15 protein-coding genes are annotated in these 13,625 nt (G+C 60.8%); 1 reads left to right on the plus strand and 14 read right to left on the minus strand.

The window, feature by feature from the left end; genetic code table 11:
* Positions 1–21: 21 nt before the first annotated feature.
* From glpD to coaD, 14 genes are all read right to left on the minus strand, one after another.
* The gene (glpD, locus tag CIT31_RS22455) at positions 22–1,548 is read right to left on the minus strand and encodes a glycerol-3-phosphate dehydrogenase (protein WP_095520421.1); all 1,527 of its coding nucleotides are present in this window, start codon (positions 1,546–1,548) and stop codon (positions 22–24) included.
* Between the two features lie 125 nt (positions 1,549–1,673).
* Positions 1,674–2,441 (minus strand): DeoR/GlpR family DNA-binding transcription regulator, encoded by a 768-nt coding sequence (locus tag CIT31_RS22460; protein ID WP_029352850.1) that lies wholly within the window; start codon positions 2,439–2,441, stop codon positions 1,674–1,676.
* A 129-nt stretch (positions 2,442–2,570) separates the two neighbouring features.
* The gene (locus CIT31_RS22465; protein WP_095520422.1) at positions 2,571–3,983 is read right to left on the minus strand and encodes a pyridoxal phosphate-dependent decarboxylase family protein; all 1,413 of its coding nucleotides are present in this window, start codon (positions 3,981–3,983) and stop codon (positions 2,571–2,573) included.
* A gap of 55 nt (positions 3,984–4,038) precedes the next feature.
* Complete coding sequence (locus CIT31_RS22470; protein ID WP_065009553.1) at positions 4,039–4,770, minus strand: proteasome-type protease; 732 nt, start codon at positions 4,768–4,770, stop codon at positions 4,039–4,041.
* Between the two features lie 31 nt (positions 4,771–4,801).
* The gene (locus CIT31_RS22475) at positions 4,802–5,596 is read right to left on the minus strand and encodes a transglutaminase family protein (RefSeq protein ID WP_095520423.1); all 795 of its coding nucleotides are present in this window, start codon (positions 5,594–5,596) and stop codon (positions 4,802–4,804) included.
* A 61-nt stretch (positions 5,597–5,657) separates the two neighbouring features.
* Positions 5,658–6,599: an alpha-E domain-containing protein gene (locus tag CIT31_RS22480; protein ID WP_095520424.1), complete on the minus strand. Its 942-nt coding sequence runs from the start codon at positions 6,597–6,599 to the stop codon at positions 5,658–5,660.
* A gap of 165 nt (positions 6,600–6,764) precedes the next feature.
* Entirely contained in the window at positions 6,765–8,177 is a 1,413-nt protein-coding gene (locus CIT31_RS22485) for a circularly permuted type 2 ATP-grasp protein (protein ID WP_065009640.1), read from the minus strand.
* 171 nt (positions 8,178–8,348) lie between these two features.
* A complete protein-coding gene (locus CIT31_RS22490; protein WP_029352863.1) occupies positions 8,349–8,585 on the minus strand; it encodes an Lrp/AsnC family transcriptional regulator in 237 nt (78 codons plus the stop codon).
* A 208-nt stretch (positions 8,586–8,793) separates the two neighbouring features.
* A complete protein-coding gene (gene tgt / locus CIT31_RS22495; RefSeq protein WP_095520425.1) occupies positions 8,794–9,924 on the minus strand; it encodes a tRNA guanosine(34) transglycosylase Tgt in 1,131 nt (376 codons plus the stop codon).
* Positions 9,921–11,033: a tRNA preQ1(34) S-adenosylmethionine ribosyltransferase-isomerase QueA gene (gene queA / locus CIT31_RS22500; RefSeq protein ID WP_095520426.1), complete on the minus strand. Its 1,113-nt coding sequence runs from the start codon at positions 11,031–11,033 to the stop codon at positions 9,921–9,923. Before queA ends, tgt begins: the two co-directional genes overlap by 4 nt.
* A gap of 12 nt (positions 11,034–11,045) precedes the next feature.
* Positions 11,046–11,444 (minus strand): hypothetical protein, encoded by a 399-nt coding sequence (locus CIT31_RS22505; protein WP_095520427.1) that lies wholly within the window; start codon positions 11,442–11,444, stop codon positions 11,046–11,048.
* Complete coding sequence (locus tag CIT31_RS22510) at positions 11,441–11,953, minus strand: peptidylprolyl isomerase (RefSeq protein WP_029352871.1); 513 nt, start codon at positions 11,951–11,953, stop codon at positions 11,441–11,443. Before CIT31_RS22510 ends, CIT31_RS22505 begins: the two co-directional genes overlap by 4 nt.
* Positions 11,954–11,981: 28 nt before the next feature.
* The gene (locus CIT31_RS22515; RefSeq protein ID WP_095520428.1) at positions 11,982–12,572 is read right to left on the minus strand and encodes a peptidylprolyl isomerase; all 591 of its coding nucleotides are present in this window, start codon (positions 12,570–12,572) and stop codon (positions 11,982–11,984) included.
* Positions 12,573–12,647: 75 nt separating this feature from the next.
* Positions 12,648–13,148, minus strand: coding sequence for a pantetheine-phosphate adenylyltransferase (gene coaD / locus CIT31_RS22520; protein WP_095520429.1), 501 nt, complete (start codon positions 13,146–13,148; stop codon positions 12,648–12,650).
* A gap of 297 nt (positions 13,149–13,445) precedes the next feature.
* Between coaD and CIT31_RS22525 the strand changes: the two genes are divergently transcribed.
* Entirely contained in the window at positions 13,446–13,598 is a 153-nt protein-coding gene (locus tag CIT31_RS22525) for a hypothetical protein (RefSeq protein WP_084831418.1), read from the plus strand.
* The last annotated feature ends 27 nt before the right edge of the window (positions 13,599–13,625 follow it).

Raw genomic sequence — 13,625 nt, forward strand, 5'->3', positions numbered from 1 at the left:
CCTCCCAGGCTTTCTGCATGACTATTCGGCAGCCGCGACATGGCGCCGGCTTATCCCGCGCATGAATTCGTCGAGCGCTGCCGTCTGCTCGCGGCTCAGATGCAGGCCGCGCTTGGTCCTGCGCCACAATACATCTTCAGCCGTCATCGCCCATTCATTTTGAACGAGGTAGCGCACTTCGGCCTCATAGAGATCGGCGCCAAAGTTGCGGCCAAGGTCGGCATTCGATCTGGCGAGGCCCAGCAGCATCCTTGCGCGAGTTCCGTAAAGCCGGCTCAGTCGGCGTGCCAGACGTGCGTCGAGGAACGGATAGGCCGTTTTCAGTTTCGCCACTTCGGCGTCGAAACCGCTGGCCGGGAAATCGCCGCCCGGCAGCGGCGCGTTTGCCGTCCACGGCTTGCCGCGCTTGCCGAGAAAACCCTCGATTTTCTCGAGCATCGATTCAGACAGCCGGCGATAGGTGGTGATCTTGCCGCCGAAGGTGTTGATGATCGGCGCCGTGCCCTCGCCGCCGTCGGTCTTCAGCACATAATCGCGGGTTGCTTCCTGCGCCTTCGAGGCGCCGTCGTCATAAAGCGGGCGCACGGCGGAATAGGTCCAGACGATGTCCGAACGCTTGACCGGCTGCGCGAAATATTCGCTCGCCGCGGCACAGAGATAATCGATCTCGGCGTCGCTGATCTTCACGTCGTGCGGGTCGCCAGCATAGTCCTGGTCAGTGGTGCCGATCAGCGTGAACTCTTCCTCGTAGGGGATAGCAAAGATGATGCGGCCATCCTTGTTCTGGAAGAAATAGGCGCGCGGATCGTCGAACTTCTTGCCGATGACGATATGGCTGCCCTGTACCAGCCGGACATTGTGCACATCGTTCAAGCCGACCGTAGCAGACAGCACATGGTCGACCCATGGACCGGCGGCGTTGACCAAAAGCCGCGCCTTGACCTCCTCGGTGTCCCCGGTCTGCGCGTTTTCCAGCCTGACCGTCCAAAGTTCGCCTTCACGGCGTGCGCCGATGACTTTCGTGCGGGTTCGGATCGTTGCGCCGCGATCGGCGGCGTCGCGGGCGTTCAGGGCCACCAGCCGCGCATCGTTGACCCAGGCGTCGGAATATTCGAAGGCCTTGCGAAACAACGGCTTCAGCGGCTTGCCGGCTGGGTCCTTTGCCATGTCCAGCGTCTTGGTCGCCGGCAGCAATTTGCGCCCGCCAATGTGGTCGTAAAGGAAAAGGCCGAGCCTGATCAGCCAGGCCGGACGCAAACCCTTGGCATAGGGCAGCACGAAGCGCATCGGCCAGATGATGTGCGGCGCATTCTTCCAGAGAATTTCGCGCTCCATAAGCGCCTCGCGCACCAGGCGGAATTCGTAGAACTCGAGATAGCGCAAGCCGCCATGGATCAGTTTGGTCGAGCCGGAGGAGGTTCCGCTGGCCAGATCGTTCATTTCGGCAAGGAAGACCGAGAAGCCGCGCCCAACCGCATCGCGGGCGATGCCGCAGCCGTTGATACCGCCACCGATGACGAAGATGTCATGGATCGGGGGTGCGTCCACAATAAGTCCTCCCGGATTTCGCATGCAGCATTTTTAGGTTTTTACGAAACCGTGGTGGGATTATTTCGAAATGGGAACGAATGTCAAACGAAATGTAAACAGCGACAATTGCCGCTACGGCACCCTTACGAGAGCGACGTTTCGATCAGCTGAACCTCTGCCTCCTGGCAGATCTTGCGTACCGACGGGATGTCGCAACGGTCGGTGATGAAGGTGTTGACCTGCGACAGATGGCCGATGCGGACCGGCGCCGTCCGCTCGAATTTGGTCTGGTCGGAAACGAGGATGACATGCCGGGCATTGGCGATGATCGCCTGCGCCACCTTCACTTCACGAAAATCGAAATCGAGCAACGCACCGTCATGGTCGATCGCCGAGGCGCCGATCACCGCGTAGTCGACCTTGAACTGCCTGATGAAATCGACCGCCGCCTCGCCGACCACGCCGCCATCGGAGCCGCGCACAACCCCGCCGGCAATAACGACTTCGATGGATGGGTATATGCGCATCCTGTTGGCAACATTGATATTATTGGTGATCACCATCAATCCGGTATGATCAAGGAGCGCCTTGCTGACCGACTCCGTCGTGGTGCCGATATTGATGAACAGCGAGGCATTGTCCGGGATAAGCCTGGCTGCTGCGCGGCCGATCGCCTCCTTCTCCTCGGCGGCGATCTTGCGTCTCGCCTCATATTCCATGTTTTCGATGCCGGACGGGAACAGCGCACCCCCATGAATCCGCGACAGCAGCCGCTGGTCGCACAGGTCGTTAAGGTCCTTGCGGATGGTCTGCGGCGTCACGTTGAAATGCGTTGCCAGATCGTCGACCAGCACACGGCCATTGTCCTTGGCCATCTGGATGATTTCGGAATGTCGCGGCGACAGATACATTTGGGGGCCTCTCGTTTTCGCTTTTCTTGTCTATAGCGGAAAACGAAAGTGATGAAAAGGCATAAGCCGGCTAACGAAATTACAACCGTCCAAAGACAACCACGGCGCAACTTTGCCGACCATTTCAACTCAACCCAGACCGCGGGCGATTTCGGTGATGACCTCGAAAGCTGTGTCGACATCCGCCGCCGTCGTCTCGAACTGACCGACTTGAAAGCGGATCGCGATCTGCCCGTCCACCCGTGTCTGTGTCAGATAGATGCGGCCATCGTCGTTGATCGCGTTGACCAGCCGCAGATTGTGTTCGTCCGAATCGATGCCGGCCGCCGCCAGATGCCGGAACGAGAAGAGCGACAGCATCGGTTCCGTGACGATCTCGAAATCCGGTTGCCGAGCCAGCCGCGCGGCAAGGCCTTCGCTCCAGGCGACATGGTTGCGGATCATGGTCCGGAGATTTTCCAGCCCGTGGGCGCGCAGCAGGAACCACAGTTTCAGTGCGCGAAAGCGCCGCCCGAGCGGCACCGACCATTCGGAATAGTTGATGATTCCGTCGCGTCCGTGCGTCTTCAGGTAATCCGGCTTGATGGCGAGCGTCCGCACCAGGTCTTCCGGCCGGCGGATGAACTGCATCGAGCAGTCGAACTGCGCGCCCAGCCATTTGTGCGGATTGAAGACGATGGAATCCGCGTGCTCCGCGCCGGCCCAGAAATGCCGGTATTCCGGACATATCATCGCCGATCCGGCCCAGGCGGCATCGACATGCAGATAGAGCCCGTACCGCTTAGCCACAGCAGCGACGCCGGCGATGTCATCAGTGCCGCCGGTGCTGGTGCCGCCGACACAAGCGATGATGCCGGCCGGCAGCATGCCCGCATCCCGGTCGGCGACGATCGCCGCTTCGAGGGCTGTGACATCCATGGCGCGAAGGCGGCCAGCAACCGGAATGCGGACGAGATTGTCCTCGCCAATGCCCGATACCCAGATCGCCCGGTCGATGGAAGTATGGACCTGGTCGGAAGAATAGATGCGCAATATCGGCTGGCCTTGCAGGCCCTTCTTGTTGCCCTGCCAGTCTAGCGCGCGCTCGCGCATGGTCAGCACGGCGGCAAGCGTCGCCGACGATGCCGAATCCTGCATGACGCCGGAAAACCCTTCCGGCAGGCTAAGCGCCTGACGCATCCAGTCGACGACGCGCGTCTCGAGTTCGGTCGCTGCCGGCGAGGTCTGCCAGAGCATGCATTGCGCGGCCATCACCGAGACCACATATTCGGCCACCACCGAGACCGGTGCGGCGTTGGCCGGGAAATAGGCGAAGAAGCGCGGATGCTGCCAATGCGTCATGCCCGGCAGGATTTTTTGCTCGAAGTCGGCGAAGATTGCCTGCATCGTTTCGCCCTCTTCCGGCGGCGAGACATCGATGCTTCTAGAGATTTCGCCCGGCTCGACAAGCGGCCGCACCGGTCTTTCGCGAAGTGTGCCCCTGTAGTCGGCACCCCATTCGGCCGCGTACAGCGACCATTCCCGGAATTCGTTGCTATCCATTTTCCTCTCCGTCGCATCGAGCCCAGAAATCAAAGAGCACGAAAAACGGAGGCTTTCATTCGGGAAAATCAGGCAGGCTCGCGAAAGCGGTCTTCAGCGCGTTCGACCAGCCGTCCGAGATCGTGCGATAATATTGATCGTCCTGGGCTATCCGTTTCTTCAGGCTGACCTTGAAGGCATCCTTTTCGTAGAACAGCAGGTCAAGCGGCAGACCGACCGACAGGTTCGATTTCAGCGTCGAGTCGAACGACACCAGCAGGAGTTTCACCGTCTCGGCGAAACTCATCGTCTTTTCATAGGCGCGGATGATGATCGGCTTGCCGTATTTGGTCTCACCTATCTGGAAAAACGGCGTGTCATCGGTCGATTCGATGAAATTGCCTTCCGGATAGATCATGAACAGCCGCGGCGCGCTGCCCTTGATCTGGCCGCCGAGGATAAAGGAGGCATTGAAATAGGAATCGGCCTTTTCGCCTGCCGGCGACGAACTGGCGATGACTTCCTTAACGGTGTCGCCGACCATCCGCACCGTCTGATACATAGACGGCGTTTCGAGCAGAGTGGCGTGGCGATCGGCCACTGCCTTGGTGCGTTCGTCGAGCAAACTGACGACGGCCTGCGTCGTCGCAAGATTGCCGGCCGACATCAGCACGATGACGCGCTCGCCCGGCTCTTCCCAGACATGCATCTTCTTGAAGGTCGAGATCGAATCCATGCCGGCATTAGTACGCGTGTCCGACATGAACACGAGCCCGCGATCGATCTTCAGGCCGACGCAATAGGTCATCGAATCTCTTTGGCAGCAATCTTGCCGTGGATTACTGCTCCACGGTGACGGTGACCGCAAGCTGTTCTTCCGCTTGTCCCAGCCGAATTCCCGACACCGGCGTGGCATCGCGGTAATCACGGCCGGTCGCCACCTTTACATAGCGTTCGTCGGGCGAAATGCCGTTGGCGACGTCGAACGCGACCCAGCCGAGGCCCGCAACATGCGCCTCAGCCCAGGCATGGCTTGCCGCCTGCTCGACCGCCGCATCCATCATCAAATAGCCGCTGACGTAGCGGGCCGGAAACCCCATGGCGCGCGCCGCGGCGGCAAAGATGTGGCTGTGGTCCTGGCAGACGCCGGTCTTGAGCGCCAGCGCGTCCTCGGCCGGGGTCGCCGCATTGGTGGTACCCGGCGTATAAGCCACGCGCTCGCCGATCACGGCCATCAGCCGGTGCAGCCTTTCGATATCGGTCCCCTCGCCGACCGAGGCCGCGATTTCGCGGATGCCGCTCCCGATCGTGGTCAACGGGGTTTCATGGCCAAACAGCCAGAGCGGCGCGAAACCCTGATGTGGCCCGGAGACGCCAGCGGTGTCGCGTGTCACCACCTCGCCTGATGCCTCGACGGTGATGAAATCGCGCTCACCTTCGACGCTCAACAGCCGCGTATCGTTGCCGAAATGGTCGATGAAGCGCACTTCCTCGCGTGCCCCTTCGATCGTCAGCGCCCAGGACAAAACGGTCTGCGTCGGCCCGCTGACCGGAAGCAGCCGCAACCGCTGCAATAGATAATGCACCGGCGCATCGTAGCGGTATTCGGTCCGGTGGGTGATCTTCAGCCGCATTGCTCTCGTCCCCTGAGCATGATCTTTACCGGAAACCGGCGTTCACTTTCCGGGATCATGCTCAATAGAACCTGTAGTCCTGCGCGATTTCGTCGCCGAGCCTGGTGTTGTCGCAAATGAAATTGGCCAGGAATTCATGCAGGCCGGCATCGAATATGTCCTTGATCGAGCCGGCCGTCAGCATGGCCTGGGTCTTGCCGGCCGTCGCATGACAGGCATGGCGCTCGCCATAATCGTCACCCAGGAATCTGAGATGCTCCGTCAGGAAACGATAACAGAAGGTCAGCGAGCGCGGCATGCGAACGTTGAGGATCAGATAGTCGGCAATGTTGCTCGGCTTGTAGTCGGCCTCGTATACCCAACGATAGGAGCGGTGCGCCGACACCGAACGTAGGATCGATTCCCACTGATAATTGTCGAGCGTCGAGCCGACCCACGAGATCGACGGCAACAGCACGTAATACTTCACGTCCAGGATGCGTGCCGTGTTGTCGGCGCGTTCGACATAGGTGCCGAGCTGCGAGAAATCGAAGATCTCGTTGCGCAGCATGGTGCCGTAGAATGAACCGCGGATCAGCGCCGTTTCGCGCTTGATCGCGTCGAGCACGCTGGGCAGGTCGCGTTCGTCGATCGGCTCGGCCAGCATGCGCTTCAGCGACATCCAGGCCTCGTTGATGCTTTCCCAGGTTTCGCGCGTCAGCGCGGTGCGCACCATGCGGGCGTTGTTGCGAGCCGTCTCGATCGACGCCATCGTGCTCGACGGGTTCGATGTGTCGCGAAGCAGGAAATCCGCGACGTTGGCGGCGGTATAGTCGGAATATTTCTGCGTGAAGGCAGCGTCCGAACCGGCGCTGAGCAGCACCGAATTCCACTCTTCGGAGGCGTTCTGCGTGCGGGTCAGCGCCATGCGCAGCCCGGCATCGACCAGCCGCGCCATGTTTTCCGCCCGCTCGATGTAGCGGTTCATCCAGTAGAGCCCGTTGGCGGTGCGGCCGAGAAGCATGTGGGGCTGCCCTTCGGGCTAGTGAGTAGTGAGGGGTGAGTAATGCATGGTGAATGTTTGGATTTTGACGGAGTATGACATTGTGCTTTCCCTCTACTACTGACTACTGACTACTGACTACTGACTACTGACTACTGACTACTGACTATTCACTATTTGCTCGTCTCAATCATCCAGCACCCACGTATCCTTGGTGCCGCCGCCCTGCGATGAGTTGACCACCAGCGAGCCTTCCTTCAGCGCCACGCGCGTCAGCCCGCCCGGCACGATCTGGATGCGGTCGGAAACCAGCACGTAGGGCCTGAGGTCGACATGGCGCGGCGCCAGCCCTTTGTCGGTCAGGATCGGACAGGTCGACAGCGCCAGCGTTGGCTGGGCGATGTAGTTCGACGGTTTTGCCGCGAGTTTCTTGGAAAAATCCTCGCATTCCTTCTTGGTCGCCGCCGGCCCCACCAGCATGCCGTAGCCGCCTGAGCCGTGCACCTCCTTCACCACCAGCTCGTCGATATGTTCGAGCACGTATTTCAGGCTGTCCGGCTCCGAGCAGCGCCAGGTCGGGATGTTGCCGAGGATTGCCTTGCGGCCAGTGTAGAATTCGACGATCTCGGGCATGTAGGAATAGATCGCCTTGTCGTCGGCGATGCCGGTTCCCGGCGCATTGGCGATGGTGATGTTGCCGGCGCGGTAGACATCCATGATGCCCGGCACTCCAAGTGCCGAGTCCGGACGGAAGGTCAGCGGATCGAGGAAAGAATCGTCCACCCTTCGATAAAGCACATCGATCTGCTTGTAGCCTTCGGTCGTGCGCATCGCGACGTGGCCATCGACGACGCGCAGATCCTGCCCCTCGACAAGCTGCACGCCCATCTGGTCGGCAAGGAAGGCATGTTCGAAATAGGCGGAGTTGAAGCTGCCCGGCGTCAGCACGGCAATGGTCGGCGCACCCTTGGTGCTTTGCGGCCGCACCGCCGCCAGCGACTGGCGCAAGAGCTGCGGATAGTTTTCCACCGGCCGCACCTTGATCTGCTGGAACAGCTCGGGAAAGAGCTGCATCATCGTCTCGCGGTTCTCCAGCATGTAGGACACGCCGGACGGCGTCCGCGCATTGTCCTCCAGCACGTAGAATTCGTTCTCGCTGATGCGCACGATATCGACGCCGATGATATGGGTGTAGACGCCGGCCGGCGGCCTTACCCCGATCATCTCCGGCAGGAACGCCTCATTCCTGGCGATCAATTCCTTGGGGACGCGCCCGGCGCGCAATATCTCCTGGCGGTGGTAGATATCGTCGAGAAACGCGTTCAGCGCCTGGACGCGCTGCTCGATGCCTTGCGTCAGCCGTCGCCATTCGTTGCCGGAAATGATGCGCGGAACGATATCGAAGGGAATAAGGCGTTCGGAGGCTTCCTGCTCGCCATAGACGGCAAAGGTGATGCCGGTCTTGCGAAAGACGCGTTCGGCGTCCTGCATCTTCTCGGTAAGCCTGGCCGGATCCTGCTCCTTCAGCCAGCGGTCGTAAGCCGAATACGGTTTTCTCAATCCGGAGATTTCCGGAAGCATTTCGTCGAACGCTGCCAATCGCATACTCCCCTGTGGGACCATTTCACTGGCGTCACGGGAGAAAATCAAGCGCAATCGGTGATTTGGAGGATGCTGGCGATCAGTATGTCGCGACCTGCCTAAAATTAGGGCAGCGCCGATATGGCTGGGTCAGGCTTTGCCTTGTGCCCGGGCAGGGACCGGCGCCACTCAGAAGGCGCGGAAGGTGACGACCGTAAACGTGTCCTTGATGCCGGGAAGAATCTGCACCTTCTCGTTGACGAAGTGGCCTATGTCTTCCTCGTCGTCGACATAGAATTTGGCGAGCAAATCGTAGTTGCCGGCTGTCGAGTAGATTTCCGAAGCGATCTCGGCATCGGCCAATGCGCCGGCAACGTCATAGGCCCTGCCCAGATCGCACTTTATCTGCACGAAAAATGCCTTCATTGCCCGGTCCTGCTCAACTTGCACGCATAAGCGGCCCTTGTGGCAGACTGCCGCCCGGCTTTCAAGCATCAGGACGGCGCTCAGGCAGAACGCGACCTGAGGGAAGCTTTAGTACAGCCAAACGATGGATGCACGCGGGCGCTGAGACTGTGGAGCGCTGCCAAGCGAGGCTATGCCTGCGCGCGTTCGCTTCGCTGCGAGGGCCCGCTCACATCACCGCGATATCGCCCCTTGCCCAGCCCTCGGAAATTGCCGCCGCCCGCGCCTCGAAGGCGCCGGCTTCGATGGCGACACGAATATCCTGCATCAGCCTCTGGTAGTAGGAAAGATTGTTCCAGGTCAGCAGCATCGCCCCCAGCGCCTCTTGCGATCGGACCAGATGGTGCAGATAGGCGCGTGAATAATCTCTGGCGGCTGGGCAGTCGCTCTCCTCGTCCAGCGGGCGCGGATCGTCGGCATGGCGAGCGTTGCGCAGATTGACCTTGCCGCGCCTTGTATAGGCGAGGCCATGACGGCCGGCGCGCGTCGGCATCACGCAATCGAACATATCGATGCCGCGTGCCACCGATTTCAATATGTCGTCAGGCGTGCCGACACCCATCAGATAGCGCGGCCTGTCCGCCGGCAGCTCCGGACAGGTGATGTCGAGCATTTCGAGCATCACCGCTTGCGGCTCGCCGACCGCCAGCCCGCCGATGGCGTAGCCCTTGAGGTCCATCGCTTTCAGCGCCTGCGCCGAGCGCAGCCGAAGGGCCGGTATGTCGCCGCCCTGGACGATGCCGAACATCGCCTTGCCCGGTTGGTCGCCGAATGCCGTCTTGCAACGTTCGGCCCAGCGCAGCGACAGCTCCATGGCCCGCTCGATCTCCTTCTCCATGGCCGGCAGCGCGGTGCATTCGTCGAGCTGCATCTGGATTTCGGAATCGAGCAGTCCCTGGATTTCGATCGAGCGCTCGGGCGACATCTCATAGGGGGCGCCATCAATATGTGAGCGAAAGGTGACGCCCTTTTCGGTGAGTTTCCTCAGTTTCGACAGCGACATTACCTGGAAGCCGCCGCTGTCGGTCAGGATCGGGTGCGGCCAGCGGGCGAATTCATGCAGACCGCCAAGCCGCGCCACACGTTCGGCGCCAGGCCGCAGCATCAGATGATAGGTATTGCCAAGGATAATGTCCGAGCCGACGCCGCGCACCTGATCCATATACATGGTCTTGACCGTGCCGCCGGTGCCGACCGGCATGAAGGCTGGCGTGCGGATTTCTCCGCGCGGCATAGTAATGGAGCCGCGCCGCGCTTTCCCGTCGGTCGCCAGCACCTCGAAGGTGAACGCCTTAGTCATTGAATTCCTTGTTCTATACCGAGCGCGCGTCCATCGTTCTCCTCTTTGAACAGAAGGCTTGCATCTCCGTAGGAGTAGAACCTGTAGCTGTTCTCGATGGCATGCGCATAGGCCGCACGCATTGTTTTCAGACCACACAACGCCGAAACCAGCATGAACAGCGTCGAACGCGGCAGATGGAAATTGGTCATCAGCATGTCGGCGGCCTTAAAACGGTAGCCGGGGGTGATGAAGATATCGGTCGGACCCGACCATCCACCCAATGTGCCGTCCTCCCGCGCGGCGCTCTCCAGCAGGCGCAGCGACGTCGTACCGACGGCGATGATGTGCCCGCCGCGCGCTTTCGCCGCGTTCAGCGCCTCGGCGGTTTCCGGGCTGACCGAACCGATTTCGGCATGCATCTTGTGATCGGCGGTGTCGTCGACTTTCACCGGCAGGAACGTGCCGGCGCCGACATGCAGGGTGACGAAGCGCCGCTCGACGCCTTTGGCATCCAGCGCCGCGAAAAGCTCGGGCGTGAAATGCAGGCCGGCAGTGGGTGCCGCCACGGCCCCCTCCTCCCTAGCATAGATGGTCTGGTAGTCGTTGCGGTCGCGTTCGTCGTCGTCGCGCTTCGAAGCGATGTAAGGCGGCAGCGGAATGTGACCGACGGCGTGCAACGCCTCATCGAGAAACGGACCTGAGAGGTCAAAACCGAGCAAAGCCTCGCCGGCCTCGCCCTTCTCGATCACCGTGGCATCGAGCTGGCCGAGAAAGCAGGAATTGGCGTCATGGCCGAAATGGACGCGGTCACCGGCGGCGATGCGCTTGCCCGGCCGCATGAAAGCCAGCCAGCGGTCGGGAGCCACCCGCATGTGTAGCGTGGCTTCGACTTGCGCCACCGCCTCGCCGCGCCGCCTGATGCCTTTTAACTGTGCCGGAATGACCTTGGTGTCGTTGAAGACCAGCACGTCACCGCTCTCGAGCAGGGACGGCAACTCGCGCACCGTCCGGTCTTCGCGGCCCTCACCCGGCCTGACAACCAGCATTTTGGCGCTGTCGCGCGGTTCTGCCGGTCGAAGCGCGATACGCTCCTCCGGCAGATCAAAGTCGAAAAGATCGACGCGCAAGAAAATCCCGCCTCAAAATTCCGGGCAGGTCACCGCCCAGGCGCCAACACCGTCGATGCTCAGCGTACCGCCCATTGCGAAATTGGACTGTTCGCTGGCCTTGACCAGTCGCAATTTGGCGACGATCGAGCTGATGCCCTCATCCGTGAGATCGATCGCCATGTGCTGGTCGTCCTCGAATGCCTGTCCGACGATGACTTTCGTCGAACCCGGCTGACCGTCGGTGGTCCAGTTCCTGCCGCCGGCATCAAGCCATACACGCGCAACCGCGATGACGGCAGTGTGCCCCATCAGGACGTCGATCGATGCCGCGTCGCTTTCAGCGCTGCAAACAATCGATTCCGTCGCCAGCGCCGGAGTGGCCGCCGCGACAAGCATCAGAGTGATAGCCGCGACAGCCCGGTAGGTCATTTCACGTCGGCTGCCACCTTCAGCGACACGATCTTGTCGGGATCCGGCACCGGCTCGCCGCGCTTGATCTTGTCGACATTGTCCATGCCCTCGATGACCTGGCCCCAGACCGTGTATTGGCGGTTGAGGAAGGCGGCATCGTCGAAGCAGATGAAGAACTGCGAATTGGCCGAGTTCGGATTCTGCGAGCGCGCCATCGAGCAGGTGCCGCGGCCGTGATTGGCGTTGGAGAACTCCGCCCTCAGGTCGGGCTTGTCGGAGCCGCCCGTGCCAGCGCGCGCCGGTGCGAAAGAGGGCTTGGTGGAATTGCCGAATTTCACGTCGCCGGTCTGCGCCATGAACCCTTCGATGACGCGATGGAACACCACGCCGTCATAAGCGCCTTCGCGCGCCAGTTCCTTGATGCGGCCGACATGGCCAGGCGCCAGATCGGGAAACAGTTCGATGACGACCTTGCCCTTGGTCGTTTCCATGATGAGCGCGTTCTCGCGGTCCTTGATCTCGGCCATGTCAGAATATCCTTTGAAACTAATGGGTTTACTTGCCGTCGGCGGCGATGCGCACCTTGATCATGCGATCGGGATCAGTGACAACCCCGTTCTGTGCCGCATCGCCTTTATTTATCTGGTCCACCAACTCCATGCCGTTCTCGACATTACCGACGATAGTGTACTGGCCATCGAGCGGCGGCGCCGGCGCGAACATGATGAAGAACTGGGAATTGGCGGAATCAGGATCCTGCGAGCGGGCCATGCCGACCACGCCGCGCTCGTAGCGCTCGGACGTCGAGAATTCGGCCGGTAGGTCGGGAAGATCGGAACCACCAGTACCGACAGCATCGGCGTTGAAGGCGTTCTTCATGTTGCCGAACTTCACGTCGCCGGTCTGCGCCATGAAGCCGTCGATGACGCGGTGGAAAGCGACGTTGTCGTAAGCGCCCTGACGAACCAGCTTCTTGATCTGCTCGACATGCTTCGGCGCGAGATCGGGCCTGAGCGCGATTGTCACGTCGCCGCCCTTCAGCGTTATGATCATGGTGTTTTCCGGATCGGCCGCGAACGCCGAAACGGTTGCAGCCACAAGACTGAAAACAACGACAAAGCAGGTGGCGAGCCTTTTGAGCGGCATGGATATTTCTCCGAAAACCCTTGTTTCAAGCATGTCGTTGTCCCAAAGCCGGGTTCCACGTTGGGGCGACACGCATTATTTCGCGAATTTGGCGGTAAGTGCGCCGGCCACAGCCGCCGGCACGAAGGGGCGGATGTCGCCTCCCATGGAGGCTATCTGACGGACAAGTGTGGCGGTAATGGTTCGCACCGAAGGGCTGGCGGGCAGAAAAACTGTCTGCAGTTCCGGCGCCATCGTCTCGTTCATGCCGGCCATCTGCATCTCGTAGTCGAGATCGGTGCCGTCGCGCAGGCCGCGGATCATGATCGAGGCGCCCTGCTTCCTGGCCGCGTCGATGACCAGCCCGTCGAAAGCGACAATCTTGATGCGCGCGCCGTCGCGGCCAAATTCGGCCTTCGTCGCTGCTTCGATGAGGCCGACCCGTTCCTCGAACGAAAACAGCGGCTTTTTGCCGGGATGAATGCCGATCGCCGCATAGACTTTGTCCGCCACGGCCAGCGACGCCTTCAGCACATCGAGATGGCCGTTGGTCAGCGGGTCGAAGGAGCCGGCATAAAGGGCGATGCGTTCGGTCATGGCAGGTGCTTCTAGCGAGCCTCTCTCGCAAAGGCAAATCCGATCAGCGAGCCGCCAATGCATGTCGCCCAAAAGTGTGCAGCGGTTTTGGACAACGACATGCACCCAAACAGAGCCTCAAAGCGCAACGCCTGAGCCACGGTAATCGCGATGCGCTTTGTGTGAACCTTTTGGCCGAGATGAACGACCAATGCACGGGCCGATCACGAAGCCTTCACGCAGCGTTCACTAGGTTGCAGCTTCAGGAGATGAAACCAAAACCCCATTTAATCGTTGCTAGGTGCAGGAGACACGCACATGCTGATCTACATGCTCGCCACCGCAATGACCGTCGCCATGCTGATCGCCACCGTATTTGGGCTGCATCAGGAAGCAGATCGCGTCCGCGCCAAGTCCAATGCCAAGCGGTTCGGAGGTTTTGGTATCCGCAAGCCGTTTCGCCACCGCTAGCTGTTGACGGCGCCGGCCCATCGGGCC

Origin of the sequence: Mesorhizobium wenxiniae, from assembly GCF_002284535.1 — a bacterium.
In the GTDB taxonomy this organism is placed as follows: Bacteria; Pseudomonadota; Alphaproteobacteria; order Rhizobiales; family Rhizobiaceae; genus Mesorhizobium; species Mesorhizobium wenxiniae.

Excerpts from the sequence above, each read along its gene's own strand:
- CIT31_RS22460 (WP_029352850.1), bottom strand. The coding sequence starts at position 2,441 with ATGTATCTGTCGCCGCGACATTCCGAAATCATCCAGATGGCCAAGGAC.
- CIT31_RS22465 (WP_095520422.1), bottom strand. The coding sequence starts at position 3,983 with ATGGATAGCAACGAATTCCGGGAATGGTCGCTGTACGCGGCCGAATGG.
- CIT31_RS22470 (WP_065009553.1), bottom strand. The coding sequence starts at position 4,770 with ATGACCTATTGCGTCGGCCTGAAGATCGATCGCGGGCTCGTGTTCATG.
- CIT31_RS22475 (WP_095520423.1), bottom strand. The coding sequence starts at position 5,596 with ATGCGGCTGAAGATCACCCACCGGACCGAATACCGCTACGATGCGCCG.
- CIT31_RS22480 (WP_095520424.1), bottom strand. The coding sequence starts at position 6,599 with ATGCTTCTCGGCCGCACCGCCAACGGGCTCTACTGGATGAACCGCTAC.
- CIT31_RS22490 (WP_029352863.1), bottom strand. The coding sequence starts at position 8,585 with ATGAAGGCATTTTTCGTGCAGATAAAGTGCGATCTGGGCAGGGCCTAT.
- tgt (WP_095520425.1), bottom strand. The coding sequence starts at position 9,924 with ATGACTAAGGCGTTCACCTTCGAGGTGCTGGCGACCGACGGGAAAGCG.
- CIT31_RS22505 (WP_095520427.1), bottom strand. The coding sequence starts at position 11,444 with ATGACCTACCGGGCTGTCGCGGCTATCACTCTGATGCTTGTCGCGGCG.
- CIT31_RS22510 (WP_029352871.1), bottom strand. The coding sequence starts at position 11,953 with ATGGCCGAGATCAAGGACCGCGAGAACGCGCTCATCATGGAAACGACC.
- CIT31_RS22515 (WP_095520428.1), bottom strand. The coding sequence starts at position 12,572 with ATGCCGCTCAAAAGGCTCGCCACCTGCTTTGTCGTTGTTTTCAGTCTT.
- coaD (WP_095520429.1), bottom strand. The coding sequence starts at position 13,148 with ATGACCGAACGCATCGCCCTTTATGCCGGCTCCTTCGACCCGCTGACC.
- CIT31_RS22525 (WP_084831418.1), top strand. The coding sequence starts at position 13,446 with ATGCTGATCTACATGCTCGCCACCGCAATGACCGTCGCCATGCTGATC.